General features: G+C 62.4%; 17 protein-coding genes. 4 read left to right on the top strand and 13 right to left on the bottom strand.

Translation table 11 applies throughout. The features are described from left to right. Nucleotide 1: 1 nt before the first annotated feature. The gene (locus LDN90_RS20950) at nucleotides 2–937 is read right to left on the bottom strand and encodes a hypothetical protein (protein WP_223949382.1); all 936 of its coding nucleotides are present in this window, start codon (nucleotides 935–937) and stop codon (nucleotides 2–4) included. A gap of 243 nt (nucleotides 938–1,180) precedes the next feature. On the opposite strand from LDN90_RS20950, the gene LDN90_RS20945 reads away from it, so the two are divergent. The 3 genes from LDN90_RS20945 to LDN90_RS20935 all read left to right on the top strand — a co-directional run bounded on the left by LDN90_RS20945 (nucleotide 1,181) and on the right by LDN90_RS20935 (nucleotide 3,298). Next, nucleotides 1,181–1,405 carry a DUF3073 domain-containing protein gene (locus tag LDN90_RS20945; protein ID WP_024818182.1) on the top strand — a complete coding sequence of 75 codons (225 nt, stop codon included), beginning with the start codon at nucleotides 1,181–1,183 and terminating at the stop codon, nucleotides 1,403–1,405. 343 nt (nucleotides 1,406–1,748) lie between these two features. Then, nucleotides 1,749–2,531 (top strand): VOC family protein, encoded by a 783-nt coding sequence (locus tag LDN90_RS20940; protein ID WP_223946977.1) that lies wholly within the window; start codon nucleotides 1,749–1,751, stop codon nucleotides 2,529–2,531. Further along, entirely contained in the window at nucleotides 2,528–3,298 is a 771-nt protein-coding gene (locus tag LDN90_RS20935) for a VOC family protein (RefSeq protein ID WP_223946976.1), read from the top strand. Before LDN90_RS20940 ends, LDN90_RS20935 begins: the two co-directional genes overlap by 4 nt. 232 nt (nucleotides 3,299–3,530) lie before the next feature. On the opposite strand, the gene purM is transcribed toward LDN90_RS20935, so the two are convergent. From purM to LDN90_RS20905, 6 genes are all read right to left on the bottom strand, one after another. Next, nucleotides 3,531–4,688 carry a phosphoribosylformylglycinamidine cyclo-ligase gene (gene purM / locus LDN90_RS20930; protein WP_223946975.1) on the bottom strand — a complete coding sequence of 386 codons (1,158 nt, stop codon included), beginning with the start codon at nucleotides 4,686–4,688 and terminating at the stop codon, nucleotides 3,531–3,533. After that, the gene (gene purF, locus LDN90_RS20925) at nucleotides 4,685–6,310 is read right to left on the bottom strand and encodes an amidophosphoribosyltransferase (protein WP_223946974.1); all 1,626 of its coding nucleotides are present in this window, start codon (nucleotides 6,308–6,310) and stop codon (nucleotides 4,685–4,687) included. Before purF ends, purM begins: the two co-directional genes overlap by 4 nt. Nucleotides 6,311–6,444: 134 nt before the next feature. Then, nucleotides 6,445–6,789 (bottom strand): hypothetical protein, encoded by a 345-nt coding sequence (locus LDN90_RS20920; protein ID WP_223946973.1) that lies wholly within the window; start codon nucleotides 6,787–6,789, stop codon nucleotides 6,445–6,447. A gap of 90 nt (nucleotides 6,790–6,879) precedes the next feature. Next, nucleotides 6,880–7,221 (bottom strand): hydroxyisourate hydrolase, encoded by a 342-nt coding sequence (gene uraH, locus LDN90_RS20915; RefSeq protein WP_223946972.1) that lies wholly within the window; start codon nucleotides 7,219–7,221, stop codon nucleotides 6,880–6,882. After that, entirely contained in the window at nucleotides 7,218–7,727 is a 510-nt protein-coding gene (uraD, locus tag LDN90_RS20910; RefSeq protein ID WP_223946971.1) for a 2-oxo-4-hydroxy-4-carboxy-5-ureidoimidazoline decarboxylase, read from the bottom strand. The genes uraH and uraD overlap by 4 nt, the downstream gene beginning before the upstream one ends. 154 nt (nucleotides 7,728–7,881) lie before the next feature. Continuing rightward, a complete protein-coding gene (locus LDN90_RS20905; protein WP_223946970.1) occupies nucleotides 7,882–8,712 on the bottom strand; it encodes a phosphatase PAP2 family protein in 831 nt (276 codons plus the stop codon). Nucleotides 8,713–8,898: 186 nt separating this feature from the next. Between LDN90_RS20905 and LDN90_RS20900 the strand changes: the two genes are divergently transcribed. Continuing rightward, entirely contained in the window at nucleotides 8,899–9,993 is a 1,095-nt protein-coding gene (locus LDN90_RS20900) for an alanine--glyoxylate aminotransferase family protein (protein WP_223946969.1), read from the top strand. 107 nt (nucleotides 9,994–10,100) lie between these two features. On the opposite strand, the gene LDN90_RS20895 is transcribed toward LDN90_RS20900, so the two are convergent. From LDN90_RS20895 to LDN90_RS20870, 6 genes are all read right to left on the bottom strand, one after another. Beyond that, nucleotides 10,101–10,373 (bottom strand): hypothetical protein, encoded by a 273-nt coding sequence (locus tag LDN90_RS20895; RefSeq protein ID WP_223946968.1) that lies wholly within the window; start codon nucleotides 10,371–10,373, stop codon nucleotides 10,101–10,103. Between the two features lie 8 nt (nucleotides 10,374–10,381). Next, the gene (locus LDN90_RS20890) at nucleotides 10,382–11,386 is read right to left on the bottom strand and encodes a C2 family cysteine protease (protein WP_223946967.1); all 1,005 of its coding nucleotides are present in this window, start codon (nucleotides 11,384–11,386) and stop codon (nucleotides 10,382–10,384) included. A gap of 159 nt (nucleotides 11,387–11,545) precedes the next feature. Continuing rightward, on the bottom strand, nucleotides 11,546–12,100 hold the full coding sequence (locus LDN90_RS20885) for a hypothetical protein (protein WP_223946966.1): 555 nt from the start codon (nucleotides 12,098–12,100) through the stop codon (nucleotides 11,546–11,548). Nucleotides 12,101–12,294: 194 nt separating this feature from the next. Further along, nucleotides 12,295–12,714, bottom strand: coding sequence for an ATP-binding protein (locus LDN90_RS20880; RefSeq protein ID WP_216926573.1), 420 nt, complete (start codon nucleotides 12,712–12,714; stop codon nucleotides 12,295–12,297). After that, nucleotides 12,707–13,039, bottom strand: coding sequence for an STAS domain-containing protein (locus LDN90_RS20875; RefSeq protein WP_223946965.1), 333 nt, complete (start codon nucleotides 13,037–13,039; stop codon nucleotides 12,707–12,709). Before LDN90_RS20875 ends, LDN90_RS20880 begins: the two co-directional genes overlap by 8 nt. Beyond that, nucleotides 13,029–15,035, bottom strand: a complete 2,007-nt coding sequence (locus LDN90_RS20870) for a glycosyltransferase family 2 protein (protein ID WP_223946964.1) — start codon at nucleotides 15,033–15,035, stop codon at nucleotides 13,029–13,031. Before LDN90_RS20870 ends, LDN90_RS20875 begins: the two co-directional genes overlap by 11 nt. Nucleotides 15,036–15,048: the final 13 nt, after the last annotated feature.

Genomic DNA, 15,048 nt, shown 5'->3' with positions numbered 1-15,048 from the left:
GCTACCTGCTGAGGAGGTCTTCCTTGATGGTGTTGCCCGAATCCACAACGATGAAGCAATCAACGCGGCGGTCGCCCCGATCCCAACTGGTGGTGCTCGGGTAGACGTTCTGCTGAAGCAGTACGTACTTATCGGCCGCCTCGTGATTCAGCTTTACGTTGCCGCAGACTTCACGGCCCTTGTCCTTCAGCGCGTTCGTGCCGGGAAAGGAATCATCCGCGGGGTATATGTGGACGGCGCCCAGTTGGGCTGAATGCTCAGTGTCACAGGGAACGGCCCTGGCCTTGGGAGCATTGGGGTCGAAGTCGGCAAAGCAATCGCCTACCTGGAAGTCCTTGGCTTCTGTATCCCGTGGTAACGGGCCAAGGCTCACGGTGGGGCTCGGGGTAGTGACCACAGCCTGCGGCCGGGTACCCAACAGGTTCAACAGCACCCAGATCACGACACCGATGAGCACCAGGACACCCACCACGATTCCGCCGATGACAAGCCGCTGGCGTTTCACAGGGTCCCCGTGCGGAGGGTTTTGAGGATCCTGGGCGGGATCCCCTGGCTGGTAGGAACCGGGTGGCTGGTAGGGGCCTGCTGGCTGGGCCGGATGCTTTGGCTGGTCAGGATATTCTGGCTGGCCTGAGGGCTCTGGCTGGCCGGAGTAAGCGGGCAGCGCAGGATCAGGCTGGTCGCTGGGATTGGGCACGAAGTCCGGGTCAAGGTCGGGCGCAGGATCGGGCTGGAGGCCTGAAGCCTCGGGCTGTGTTCCCGAAGGTTGCTTCGGCTGCTCTCCGGGGGCACGCGGCGGCTGGTCTCCGGGGGCACGCGGCGGCTGCTCTCCGGGGGCCTGCGGCGGCGTGGGCGGTACCTTGGGCGCAGGCGGCACTCCGGCCTCGCCTTTATCCCGCGGTGAATCATCACGTGGTGGGGTGTTGTCCTCGCTCATATCCCGGAGTCTGCCTTCCTGCTTTGGAGCCGCATTGAGGCAGACTCTACCCAATTTTTGGGTGTATTGGAGGTGGTGGGGAGCGGTTTGGGCTGCAGTTGTACCCGACGCAGGTCCAAGGTGGCACACAGGCACCCCCGAAAGCATGTAATCTAGACATACGACAAATTGACCAAACATTCCGGGGCCTCACCGATAGCCAAGGTGACCACCTCCGGTCCAAGTACAAAAGGGGGTCACGCCATGGGGCGCGGCCGTCAAAAGGCAAAAGCTACCAAGCAGGCTCGGGACATCAAGTACTACTCCCCGAACACTGACTACTCGGCACTTGAGCGTGAGCTCACGGGCCCATCCAGTCGTGTAAAGAGCCACTTCCCCGAAGATCCCCCGGAGCCGGACTACTCGGCTTATGAGGACAAGTACGCGGAAGACGATGACGACGAGGTAGACACCCGCCGTATCGGATAGCTGTCGCAAACAATCGGTGCCTCTGGCGCTGACATGCGTACCGCCGTCGTACATTAAGGTCGTCGCGCATCTCCGGATGCCGAATATCTCTGAAAGAGGCCCGTAGGGCACGCCAGTCGTTGGTGTACCCGCGGGCCTCTTTTTTGTCTGGAAATTTGGATCTTGCCAATGGCTCCCATCGGGCGGCCTCCCTCGAACCCGCGTAATCAGGCGTACGTATGGCGCAAGCAGTGGAAGCGCCATAGCGTAGTCCCCATGGACTCCAACGCGGGGTCACTTAGGGCCCATTCCAGGCCTCAACATGGGCCGTATGTGACCCCGCGTTGCTAGGAAAGGGAACGGCATGCCGGTGGTCGAGAGTTACAAGCAGGGGACTCCGTGTTGGGTGGACCTGTCCTCCACCGACGTCGAGGTCTCAAAGAAGTTCTACACCGAGCTCTTTGGCTGGGAACTGGATCCCATGGACGCCGGTAACGGCATGACGTACTACATGGCGAAGCTCCACGGACGGAAGGTTGCCGGCATGATGCAGCAAATGCCGGATGCTCCGGAGGGAATGCCGTCCTATTGGGCCAACTACATAGCCGTGGACTCCGCGGATGACGCGGCGGAACGGGCTGTGGCGGCAGGCGGGTCCATCTTGTTCGAACCTGACGACGTGCCGAACGGCAGCGGACGGATGTTCTTCGCCATAGATCCCACGGGGGCACAGATCGGCTTCTGGGAGGCTGGAACCCATCCCGGATCCGGCTTGGTAAATGAGCCCGGCACGATGATTTGGAATGAACTACAGACTGACGACGTCCCCAAGGCCGTGAAGTTCTACGAGGCCGTGACGGGGTGCAGCAGCGAAACCGCACCAGCAGGAGATCTTCAGGAGTACACCAGCCTGCTGGTGGATGGAAAGCGGATTGCCGGTGCCCTCAAGCTGCCGATTGAAGGACTCTCGCCTTTCTGGATGACGTACTTCGGCGTCGAGGACGTGGATGCCGGAGTGGCACGGGCTGTTGAGCTTGGAGCACACGTCATCGCTCCGGCTTTCGATGTTCCAGGCATCGGGCGAATGGCTGTGCTCATGGACCCGGCCGGCGCCGCATTCAGCATCATGACAGGACTGGCCGCATGACTTCCCGGACCCATTATTCAAGCGGAGAACCCTGCTGGGCCGATCTGCAGACCCCCGATGTTTCCGCGGCCAGGGAGTTCTACAGCAAGCTGTTCGACTGGAACTTCACTGACCTGCCCACCCCTGACGGCCGAAGTTACGCTCAGGCTTTTGTCGGCAAGGACCTGGTGGCGGTCATCGCTCCGCAGAATCCCCTGCAGGAGGCTGCTGGCAAGATTGGCCAATGGAACATCTATCTCGCTGCAACGGACGCTGAGGAGATAGCGGAAGACGCCGTCCATGCTGGTGGGAAGCTCGCGTTCGGCCCGGAGCAAGTGGCCGATACAGGCGTCCTGGTATTCATCGAGCCACCCGGCGGCGGGACTACGGGGATCTGGCAAGCGGGTACCCACATTGGAAGCCATCTGTTCAATGAGGCCGGCGCCCTGGCTTGGGCTGAGCTGCTGACTCCAGAACCTCAAGCAGCCATCGCGTTTTTCCAGCAGCTTTTCGGACATGAAGTCACCGAATATCCCCAAGACGACGGCGGCAGCTACAGCACGCTGATGGTCAAAGGCGGGGAAGTGGCGGGGGTTGTCCCTGCCGAAGAGGGCGAAGAAGCCGGTTGGCAGATCTATTTCGGCGTGGCGGATGTTCGTAAAGCCGCCGAAGCAGCGCTAGTCGCAGGTGGAGTGGTGCTCGTGGAGCCGGAAGACAAGCCAGAACCAGGATCTCTGGCTACCATCCAGGATCCCCAGGGCGGCGTTCTCAGCTTGATCCAGGTCTGAAAATCCAGGCGCCGGGGAAAATCTCCGCAGCTTTGGGATGTTGGCTCGGGGAGGAACGTGGCGTCCTGACCCTGTTTGAGCCAGGACATCCCAGGACTCGCCGGGGGTTGCGGCGTGTCGGCAGGCCTGAACGATCAAAAAGGGTCGGGACCATACAAGCAGCAAAAACAAAAGAGCGGCCGTGCAGTTGAGTTCAACTGTCCGGCCGCTCTTTCACTAAGAGGAAACGCGCCTAGGCGTAGGCGTTCACCAAACGTACGGCACCGCCGTCGACACCCTTGGCGCCCTGGACGTAGTCCGGGCCAGTCTTGTCGATCGAGTCGGAATCCGCAGTAACCGTACCCATGATCCAGGACGGCAGGCCGCGCTCGTTGAGGCGTGCCACGGCAGCGTCAGCGGCTTCCGGGGACACGATGGCTACCATGCCGACGCCGAGGTTCAGCGTGCGCTCAAGGTCGGCGAGGGGCACGTTGCCGAGCTCGGACACCAGCTTGAAGATCGCCGGCAGTTCCCACGTGTTGCGGTCAACTGTGGCCACCAGACCCTGAGGGAGGACACGCGCCAGGTTGGCAGCGAGGCCACCACCGGTGACGTGGCTGAAGCCGTGGACGGCTGCGCCGGCTGAGACGGGGAACGTGCGGGCGAGGTCCAGGCAGTCGGCTGCGTAGACGCGGGTCGGCTCAAGGAGCTCTTCGCCAAGTGTGCGGCCGAGCTCGGAAACCTGGCGGTCCAAGGCCCAACCGGCGTGGTTGATAACGCGGCGGACCAGGGAGTAGCCGTTGGAGTGCAGACCCGAGGAAGCCATGCCGATCACCACATCGCCGGCGCGGACGCGGTCCGGACCGAGCAAGGCGTCAGCTTCGACAACACCCGTAGCGGCACCGGCGACGTCGTATTCGTGCTCACCCAGCAGGCCCGGGTGCTCAGCGGTCTCGCCGCCAACCAGGGCGGTGCCGGCAACGGAGCAAGCAGCTGCGATACCGCGGACGATGTCCGCAATGCGTTCCGGGACAACCTTGCCGCAAGCGATGTAGTCCGTCATGTAGAGGGGCTCAGCACCAACCACAACGATGTCGTCCACAACCATGCCCACGAGGTCGAAACCGATGGTGTCGTGGATGTCCATGGCCTGCGCAATGGCAACCTTGGTTCCCACGCCGTCAGTGGACGTGGCTAGCAACGGCTTCTTGTAGGTGAGCAGCTTCGAGACGTCGTACAGGCCAGCGAAACCGCCGACGCCGCCAATCACCGAGGCGTTGTGGGTCGCCTTGACGGCGTCCTTCATGAGCTCGACTGCGCGGTCTCCCGCTTCGACGTCGACACCCGCGGAGGCGTAGGTGATGCCTGTTGAATTCGGGGTGCTTCCAGCGGCGGGGGTTGCGGAGGTCATACAGACTCTTTCTTGTCGGCGTCGGTCAAACGATCAGCGTCGGTCAGCAGGTTCTCGAATTCAGCATCCGGGCCCGGATCGCAGCCCGTAGCTCCGGGCTTCTCGGCCGGATCCTCGATGTCATCGGCGGACTCAGCAGCGGGGGGCAAACCGCCGAGGTCCGTGCGCTCCAGCAGGTTCTTGCCCAGCTTGTCAGCATGCGGCAGCTCAATCGGGTACTTGCCGGTGAAGCAAGCCGTGCAGAGGCGCTCGCGCGGCTGCTGGGTTGCGCCGATCATGCCGTCTTCGGAAATGTAAGCCAGCGAGTCGGCACCGATTGCCTGGGAGATTTCCTCGATGGTGGCGCCGTTGGCGATCAGCTCTGCACGCGAGGCGAAGTCGATGCCGTAGAAGCAGGGCCACTGGACCGGGGGGGAAGAAATCTTCACGTGGACAGCCGCGGCACCTGCTTCGCGGAGCATCCTTACGATGGCGCGTTGCGTGTTGCCACGGACAATCGAGTCATCCACCACAACAACGCGCTTGCCCCGGATGACTGATTCCAAGGCGTTGAGCTTCAAGCGGATGCCCAACTGGCGCAGGGTCTGCGATGGCTGGATGAAGGTGCGCCCCACGTAGGCGTTCTTGACGAAGCCATGTGCGAAGGGGATGCCGGACTGCTCGGCATAACCAACTGCGGCTGGCGTGCCCGATTCCGGGACCGGAATGACGATGTCGGCCTCGTGGGTGTTCTCGCGGGCCAACTGGCGGCCCATTTCAACACGGGCTTCGTACACGGAGCGGCCGGCAATGGCCGCATCCGGCCGGGCAAGGTAAACGTATTCGAAGACACAGCCAGCGGGGGTTGCCTCGGCAAAACGCTGGGAGCGGACGCCGTCCTCGTCGATGGCAATGAACTCGCCGGGCTCGATCTCACGGATGAAGCTCGCACCAACCGTGGCAAGGCCAGCTTGCTCGGAAGCTACAACCCAACCGCGCTCCAGGCGGCCCAGGCACAGCGGCCGGATGCCGTATGTATCGCGGGCGGCGTAGAGGGTTCCTTCATCCATGAAGACGAAGCAGAAGCCACCCTTGATCTTCGGCAGCAGCTCCAGAGCGGTCTGCTCCAGGGTTTTGCCCTCCTCGCCCTCAAGGAGTGCGGTCACCAAGGCGGTGTCCGAGGTGTTGCCCTGCTTCATTTCACCGGTCAACTGGCCATCGTTGCGCTCGAGGATCATTTCCCGGAGTTCAGCAGTGTTGGTCAGGTTGCCGTTGTGGGCCAAGGCAACCGTGCCGGTCGCGGTTGCGCCCAAGGTGGGCTGCGCATTGGCCCAGTGGCTTGCACCAGTGGTGGAGTACCGGCAGTGGCCAACGGCCAGGTGTCCGGTAAGGGTGTTCAGGGTTGTCTCATCGAAGACCTGGGATACAAGGCCCATGTCTTTATAGACATTGATGCGCTTGCCGTCACTGGTAGCAATACCAGCCGACTCTTGTCCGCGGTGCTGCAGCGCATACAGCCCGTAATAGGTGAGTTTTGCTACTTCTTCACCGGGAGCCCAGACCCCAAAGACGCCACAAGCGTCCTGAGGGCCTTTTTCGCCGGGGAGAAGATCATGAGAAAGTTTTCCGTCGCCACGTGCCACTGGTCGATTGTCTCATGTTGTGGCCGTGGTAAGTTCCCGCTCCGGCTTTGTGACCCCATGAACACGCCCGATTCGGCCAAAATGCGGTGTGTCTCACAGTGGTACCCCCGAAAGCGGTGCGCTGGGCTGGGTGCCTAGCGGGCGCCGTCGTGCTCTGGACCCTCATCCGGGACCGAATCCGGAACGGCCTCCACTACTGCCCGCTTGGATCGCTTGACGCTGATCCGGTCCAGGACCAGCGCGAGGATGGAGAACAGGATGACGCCACCGGAAACGCAGGCCACCAGGAAGAAGCCGAAGACGGTGTTGGCGTCGAAAGCGGGGTCCGCAGGACGGCCGTACGCGATGAAGGCGGCGGCGATTGCACCCACAATGGCACCGAGAATCATGAACGGAACGAACCTGGGTGCGCGGCGAACTGTAATTTCGCGGCGGGCAGTGCCATTTCCGGATTGGGCGTTGGTGTCCTCAGAAGCCATGCCTTCCAGCCTACCGTTCCGGGTTTGTGTACAGATAATGCCCCTCAGATTGCTCTGGAGGGGCATTAGCTGCAAACAAATTAGGCGGAGTCAGCTGCCGCGGTACGTCGAAAACGCGAAGGGGCTCAGCAGCAGCGGCACGTGATAGTGCTCGCCGGCATCGGAAACGGTGAAGTTCAAGTCGACTTCAGGGAAGAACGTTTCCGCGCCAAGACCCTCGTAATAGGCGCCAGTGGCGAAGTTCAGACGGTAGGCGCCGCCGGGAATCCGCTCCGGACCGAGATCCTTGATACGGCCGTCGGCGTCGGTCTCGCCCTTTGCGATCAGAGTCCAGTTGTCACCTTCGCGGACGTAAAGTACGACGGCGACCCCCGCCGCCGGCCGTCCGGAACCGGTATCCAGGATGTGCGTGGTTACCTGTGAAACAGTCATGCATTTTCTCCTTCGCTGATCACGCCTGCGAGTCTCAGCAACGCGATCTCCCGCAGCTGGCCAGCCACGATTGCGTCTTCTTCTTCGGGGGTGTGGGTGAGCCGCTCCTGAAGCGAACTAAGGATCTCCTGGGCGCTGCGTCCTGCCGCGCGGATCAGAAAGACCCTGCCGAACTTCTCTTCGTAGGCGCGGTTTCCCTCGGCGAGGGCGGCGGCTGTGCCGTCGTCGCTGGGGTCCACTCCGGCCTGTTCCGAACGGGACATGGCCGCTTCGGTAGTTTGGGCCTTGGGCCTTTCGCCGATCCGGGGGTGGTGGGCGAGCGCGGACTCCACCTCTTCCGGCGTGAACGGCTCGGCTGCTTGGCGGGCCTGCCCCAGCAGTTCGTCGACGCTCGTGAAGGGTCGGGCGTCTGCGACGTCCTCAACCCAGCGGCTGATGTCCAGGCAAGGGGTCAGGGTCCTGATGGCCTCGTCCCGGTCAACACTGTTGAATACTGCAAGCTCCATGCTTGTGTCATCCTCGTGCAAATGCTGGCATCCATGGTGTGGGCTATGCGGAACTCCTGCTTTCCAGCAGGAGGAAGCTTGCTTCTAGTCTTCCGCATCATGGAACTGTTATTTCAGCATACGTAAATAGTTAAGCCGAGCACTTGGGCTGGTGTCAAGAGAGTACCGCGTTGGAGCGCCGCGTTCTCACAGTGAGATAGAGGCGGTGCGCCGTGATGACCAAAGCAAGCCAGGCTATCCCGAGAATCCAGGCGGCCAGGACATCAGTGAGCCAGTGGTGCCCGAGGTAGACGCGACTCAAGCCCATGGTTGCGGCAAACGCTGATGCCACCACCACCGTGATGGCTCTGGTCTTGGCCGTCTTGAGGCGAAGAATGATCAAGTAAGCCACGATGCCTGCGATCACTATTGAATTCAGGGAGTGGCCGCTGGGGAACGACGCCGAGTGCTCGTACGGCGGAATGGCGTCCGCGAGGTCAGGGCGGGTGCGGCCAAACAGGGGCTTGCCTAGGACGGTCATGAGGAGTGAGCCCAGCCCCGCTGTCAGCATCAGGATGACAGGCGTCCAAGAGCGGCGCTTGGTGGCCAGGGCGATCATGATCCCCACCGCGATGATGGGCATGCCAACCGTGCCGCCGACGTTGGTGTAGGCCGTCACTGCGAGGTCCAGGCCAGGGGATCGAACTGACTTGGCGGCGTCAAGGACCGGGTGGTCAAGACCCGCAACCCCGTCGGCTTCGGTGACTGACTCGTAGACCTCGCCGAAAGCCACCGCAAGGGACACGGCAATGACAAGCCCCACGGCCAACGTGATGATCAGCGCTGCATACGGGCCCAGCAGTGTGGTGATGCGCTGTGCAGCTCCCGCGATGACGCGGCCTACAGGGGATTTCCACCGTGTGAGGTCCTTCCCTGCGACGAACCGGTCCTGGCTTACCTCGCCGCGGACGCCCTGCTCCGGCTGCTCTTTTCCTTCAGTCGTCACCCTTGTCCCCTCACCGGAGGCTTCCCCTCACCGGAGGCTTCCCCTCACCGTGGTGGCTGCCCCCACAGCTGCTGCCTCCGTATTGGTGAGCAACCTTAGCAGTCTGGGCTGGAGGATTGGCGGCCACGGGCTCGCCCCGGACAACAGGCTGGGGCAGAATGACGAGAACCAGCTGAAGGAGTGCACATGCCAGACATACTGACGTCCAGGTTCCTGTTCGGTCCCGGCCCGAGCAATTGCTACCCCGAGGCCATGGCCGCGCTGGCCTACCCGGTGCTCGGGCATTTGGATCCGGTCTTTATCGAACGCTTGGACCGGACGTGCGAGGGCTTGCGGGCCGTCTGGGGTACTTCGAATGCGCGCACGCTCCCGCTGAGTGCCACAGGTTCAGGCGGCATGGAGGCCGCTTTCGTGAACACCGTCTCCGACGGCGACGTAGCAGTGATCGCTGTCAATGGACTATTCGGGGCGCGCATGTGTGAGGTCGCTCGGCGTTGCGGTGCAACTGTCGTTCGGGTTGACCACGAGTGGGGCCAGCCGGTGGACGCGGATCGCGTGCTCTCGGCCCATCCGAATCCGAAGGTGATCGCGGCCGTCCATGCTGAAACGTCCGTCGGCGTCCTCTCCGACATCGCTGCGCTCGGGGCAGGGAAGGGCGACGCCTTGCTGATCACCGACGCCGTGACGTCCATCGGCGGCCTGGAACTCCTGGCAGACGACTGGGGGATCGACGTCGGATATGCCGGAACGCAAAAGTGCCTGGGCGTTCCGCCGGGACTGTCGCCGTTCACTGTCTCGGACCGAGCGTTCGAACGGCGCGTCAAGGATCCCCGTTCGTGGTACCTGGATATCGGCCTTCTCGGCGGCTACGTAGGCGCTGCCAGCGGTGCCCGCACGTACCACCACACCGCGCCGGTCACCATGATCGCAGGTCTCGAAGCCGCGCTGGACCGCATCCTCGCCGAGGGGCTCGACGTCGTCCAATCCCGCCACCGCGCTGCCGGCGCCGCCTTGCAGAGCGGACTGCAGGAGATGGGACTTGAGCTGTTTGCCGCTGAAGGCGCCCGGCTGCCCAGCCTCACCACGGTGAAAGTGCCCGACGGCGTCAACTCGGCCGCCGTCCGCTCTTACCTTCTGGAGAACTTCAGTATGGAGATCGGTTCCGGCGTGGGTGAGTTCGCGGATACGGTCTGGCGCATCGGAGTGATGGGGCCGAACGCGAACAGCGCCTCGGTGACCCTGGTGCTGGGCGCCCTCAAAGAGGCCATCGACAAGGCGTAAGTGAGCGAGCATTCCGGGAAATCGGCAATTATTTGAGAGAACATCGGTCCTCGCTCACATCCCGACGGTTTTCTGGCGGATGCTCGCTCACATCCCGGCGGCGGCGATCAATCGGTGACGTGACCGGCGTCGTACGCCAGAGTCGCCGAAGCCGGGGTGGTGCCATCGGCGGGCTGGATCGAAGCGACCGTCAGGAGGCCAGCCCCCGGAAGGGCGACCGACTGACCTGCGCGGAAGGCCTGCTTTCGTTCCTGTTCGGCGGTCCGGATCCAGAACTGGATGGCGGGAGCACCGTCGGCAATACCGATCTTCACAACCCCAACCCTGACGCCGTCAAAAGTGGGCTGCATGCCTTGCTTGACTGTAACTAGCTGTTCCACGGTCATCCTTACTTCACGCCCACGGAGTACACGGAGTCAAAGTTTTCCTTGTACTCATCCTCGGTCAGTTCCAGGGTTCCGGCCTTCTGCTCACCATTCAGCTCCCCACCTGCAGGACCCCAAGGGTTGGCCAGAACAACGACTTTCTCGCCGTCGTCGTTGGTCTTTACGTCCACCACGATGTAGGCGTGGTTGGGGACGACATCGGTGCGGCTGACCTCGTCCGGCTCCCAGAACCAGTCAAAGTCGTCGTCCTTGACGTCTTGGGTGCCAACCGAGACCGCCTGACCGTCAGCTAGTTTGTCTTCGATCTCCTCAAGGTCCAGTTCGCCGTCCTTATCCGCCGACTGTCCCGTCATGAGCTCCATTGCATCGTTGCTGAACCCGCCATCAATGTCATCGTATGAACCGCCACGGTGCTCGGCCGCAGCACGTTCATAAATGGAAAGCCAGTTCGGCTGGCCGTCGGCGCCTCGGACTCCGCCCTCAGTGGACTTGGCCTCCACCGTCACTTCGACGGGTTCGCCGTCTTCGTAGAGAGTCACAACCCAGTGCGTTGGGGGATCTCCTACGGGACGCATATGGGAGGCAAGGAATTCATCGAGTTTGCCTTCGCGCTCCAACGTCTGCGCCACAGAGCCAATGCCTGCCAAGAGCCAGCAGTCGCCGATTTGCCCTTGGTGGATATCGGCCGGATCACCTGCATCGGGGTCTTTACGGACGTCGCCTGGAACATCCACATCCGAAGTATTCGGATCCAACGGCCCCGGATCGCCGGGAGGATTTGAATCCTGTTTGCCTGCGTCGCCGGAACGGGTGCCTTCGGAACTGGTCTTGTCCTGCTCGTCCGCATTGCGGCTCAGCTCGTTGGCCTGGCTTTGCAACTCGCCGGAAATCAGCTTCAGCATCGGGCGGTGCTCCGACTCCCAAGTCGTCCGGAACATCACTGCGTCACGGCCGTCCCATGGCGCGCTGGATATGAGCTGGCCCAATTCCAGCGAAAGCGTGCTCATTTTTTCCGAGTGCCGGGACATTGTCTTGGCGAGCGCCCGAAGTTGATCAATGTCAGCACCGTAGAATCCCGGCATCTTTCTGTCCCCCTATGTTTGAACCTGAAGCCTTAGTCAAGTTACCCGTGGGAGCTTGCGCATGGCGATGGGTAGAACTTCCCCTTAGCTCGCGGGAATCTCCGTAGGCTCGCAGGTCTTGGAATCCACGGGAACGTTCATGCGCAGATATGCCGGGCTTTTGGACTCAAGGATTACTGTGGCCCCGGTTGCGTCCGTGCTTCGGGTTACTGTCCAGCCGCCGGGAACCGGATCAATTCCACCGAAGGCGGGGAATTCGTGCTGCTTGAGGATGGGATCGGCCGTAGCGAAAACGGCTTCATAATTCTTGGACGGCTCCACAATATCTGCACTGCTCTTCATGCTCGCGGGGTGGAAAATGCACCGGCCGTCGTTGGTCAGGGTCATGGTGGCGGGCTTGTCCACAGCCCAGGTGATTGCCGGCATCGTCTTCTCAAACGCCGCGATCAGCTCCCTGCGCAGGGCGTCGTACTTTGCGAAGCTCTCTGTAACAGGGGCAGGCTCAGCAGTCACGGGAGGGGGACTGCTGGGTTCCGTATGGGGGCCGTCGGGAGCGGAGCAGCCCACCATGGTTGCCGCCCCAAGTATCAGGCCAGCTGCCAGTACTTTCCGTGAAGTGCGGCCCGTTCGGCGGTCCATGTCATCCCCCAGTTTCATCAAGCCCTCGACGTCGGGCGCTCACGGAATGCTTTCACAGTTGCGTCATGTCTGGCGATGGGCAGAACACCCCACCCTGCGTCCGGGACGTGGCGCGGGAGGTGAGAGAGGATTGCTTGAAAGCCTGTTGGATGTGAGAGAAGATCGCCCGAAAGCCTGTGGGAAGTGAGCGAGGATCAGGTTTCGCGGGTCAGGATCCACGTGTTGGTGCCGTCCTGGCGCTCGAAGGTCACTGTTGTCACCAGCATCTCGATGAGCGCCAGCCCACGGCCGGACTCGGCTTCTTCGTCCGGCAAGTCTGCCTGCATGTCCTCGGCGAAGGGCTCCCGGGCATTGTGGGCACTGACCCTTGCCACGAGACGGGTGGGCTGCACGGTGATGTCGACGTCGATCTCCACCGGCTTCTCGCCCACGGGCTGCGCGTGCTGGACGATGTTGGCGGCGGACTCGATGACGGCGGTTGTGAACGTCATCCGGTCCATCTCCGGCACGAATGAGGCGTCATCCCACAGAGCGTCCAGCTCGGTGTGGATGGCCTCGATCGCGTCGTCGTCGGAGGGTCCCCTGTAGCCCCTGCGGGCGATTACTTCAGTCATTTCCGAACGCCTCCTCCGCTGAGGAGTACGCGGTCAATACCCGGTCCATGTTGGTCAGCTCCAGGACCATTTTGACCTGCGGCTGCACACCCGATATCCGCAAGTCGCCGCCCGCCTGGCGGGCGGCCTTGAGGCAGCCGATGAGTGCGCCAAGCCCCGATGAGTCCATGAAGTCGGTTTCTGCAAGGTTGACCACTACACGGCTGGATCCGCCGGCCACCACCTCGGCCACCACCTCACGCAGCTTCGGGGCTGCCACCATGTTTAACCGGCCAACGCCCTTCACCTCCGCGTAAGTGTCTCTGACTTCGTAGCTAAACTGCATCAGCATTCCTCTCTTCGGGGCGTTCGGGACGTTCGGGGCTTTCAGGACCTTCTGGAGCCGCCAATTCCTCAGGCACAAAGCCCTTGTACAAAACTGCCTTGACCAGGACGCTCAGGACCACCAGGTCGAAGGTTACCCACGCTACGTTCACCAGCGTTCCCAGCGGCTCCGACATACCGGAGAGGAGGCGAAGGACTCCAACCACCATGGCCAAGGCCAGCAACGCAGCGACGATGATCTGCGGACGAATCAGGCTCCAGCTGGGTCCGCCACTTTGCCGTGCCTTGGGGGTGACAGCGAATCCGAGGGGACGGCCAAACCAGACGTTACGCGCCGCCGTCGTGCAGGCCTTGATCCAAGTGGGGAACAGCGCGAGGCTGTACTGTTGCCCGCGCCAGGTGGGTATCCCGTGCCCGGCGATGACGAACAGCATCTGGTTCACCACCATGAACGGTATGAAACGGATGAAAAAGTCGAAGCTCAGGCTGGTCACCGGAAGGATGCCGAGCGTCAGGTAGATGATGGGCGCCGCGAAGTACACCACGGCCGCGAAGCCGCTCAGGTAGCTCCACATGGTGGAGAAGTACATGAGCCGCTGGCCCCAGGTAAGGCGGCGTTGGACCAGAGGGTTTTCGCGCAGGAGGACCTGCATGGTGCCTTGGGCCCAGCGGAGGCGCTGGGTCAGCATGGTCTTGATGTCCTCGGGAGCCAGCCCGTTGGCGAGGATTTCGTGGTGGTACACGCTCTTCCAACCAAGTGCATGCAGGCGCATCGCTGTTGCCATATCTTCGGTGACCGAGATGGTGGCCAAGGGCATGATCGGCTGGGCTTCGTCGGTGCGTTCCACGGAGATGGCGTCCAGGACTGCGTGGACGGACTCGAGGGCACCGAGCGGTGACCAGTCGCGTCCGGACATACGGTCGACGGCGTCACTCGCCACAGTCGTGACGCCAGACTCGCCGACGTGGGCCAGTTCCATTGCCGCGATTTCTTCGAGGTCCGATTGGAGCGCCGAGAAGTCGGCAGCCACCAGCGTGCGAACGGCGTCGTCCACTTTGCGGCGTACGCGGTACGTGATCTCGCTCAAGGATGCCCCGGCTTCGAGCTCCTGCTGTGCACTTTCAGTCGCGGCTTCCACCTCGTTGAGCATTTGCTCCACCAGCGGGTTCTCCGCCTCCGCCGAGCGCCGGGCCTTCTTGATGGCAGAGCGCGACGCAGCCAGAGCACGGCGCACACTCTTCTCCGTGGCCTTCACGTAGCCCACCAAGCCGAGCTGCATCAGGGCTTCCCTGCGCAGGATTGCGTTGGAGCCGCAGAAGAACGCCGCGTTCCAGCCGTCCTTGCCCTGCTGGATGGGGCCGTAGAAGAGGGGTGCCTGGCTACCCAGGGGATCGTCGGCAGGAACGTTGATGAAGTACTGGGGCGTCTGGACCAACGCCACGCGGTCATCGTTGAAGTAGCCCAGCGTCTTGTCCAGGATGTCCGGTTCGGGGATCTGGTCGGCGTCGAGAATCAACAGGTATTCGCCCGAGGTGACCATGAGCGCGTTGTTCAGGTTGCCGGCCTTGGCGTGCCGCGGCATGTCCGGTGTCCAATCGGCACCGCGGGTCACGTAGCCGATCCCGTTCGACTCGGCGAGCTCGCGCATCTCAGGCCGGTTGCCGTCGTCCAGGATCCAGGTACTGTGCGGCCAGCGGATGTCCTTGGCGGCGAGGGCCGTGGTCATCACCAGGTCCAAGGGTTCGTTGTACGTGGTGATGAAAACGTCGACCGTAGCGGTGTCTGGCGCCGCGGGCGGTGGCTTGCGAATCTTCAGGTTCCACACAGTCAGGCCGAAAAGCATGACGTCAATGAGGCTGTAAGTCTCGGCAATCACCAGCGGTACAGCGATCCACCACGCCTCCCAGTTCAGCGAAGCCAGCCAGCGCCACGCCACGTAGTTCACGCCCAGAATGACCGTTAGGACAACACAAAGCCGAGTCCAGAATCGCGTCACGTTCCCCCCTTTT

Source organism: Arthrobacter sp. NtRootA1, assembly GCF_019976975.1.
GTDB lineage: Bacteria > Actinomycetota > Actinomycetes > Actinomycetales > Micrococcaceae > Arthrobacter > Arthrobacter aromaticivorans.
The sequence above is the reverse complement of the archived record's forward strand: the minus strand, read 5'-3'. Positions and strand labels throughout refer to the sequence as shown.